At 49.7% G+C, this 451-nt stretch carries 1 protein-coding gene; it reads left to right on the top strand.

The features are described from left to right. On the top strand, positions 1 to 319 hold a 319-nt coding region (avd, locus tag AC2JF9_RS09240), incomplete at its 5' end, for a diversity-generating retroelement protein Avd (protein WP_500727179.1). Between the last annotated feature and the right edge of the window lie 132 nt (positions 320 to 451).

Here is a 451-nt window from a genome sequence, read left to right as displayed (position 1 = left end):
GCTATACAAGAAAGCGGAAGTGCTGTTACTAGATTGCTATCCAGTCATTCAAAACTTCCCGAAAGCAGAAAAGTTCGCGCTGTGCCAAGAGATCAAGCAAGCTCTCTATCGCATGTTACGAAACATCACGCTTGCCAACAACATCAAGAGCCGCCGCCGCGTTCTGCAGGAGGAGATTGACGCGGAGATTAAGCTTTTGTTGGTGCTATTCAATGTGGCACTACAACAGAAGTATTTGAGCAAAGGCAGGCACTATCAGCTTCAAGAGAAGCTGAACGAAATCGGACGCATCCTCGGAGGTTGGATGCGCTCGTCATAAAAACATAGGGTTTAGGTTTAGGCTGTTTGGGCGCCAACCGCGCTATACGCGGCAACAATTCCGCTCGCAACTGGAACAACAATGATGCGACGAATCGCAACAACAACATCGGGTGGCGCCCCGCCTTGTTAC

This window comes from Lactobacillus sp. C449L (assembly GCF_059900815.1).
The sequence above is the reverse complement of the archived record's forward strand: the minus strand, read 5'-3'. Positions and strand labels throughout refer to the sequence as shown.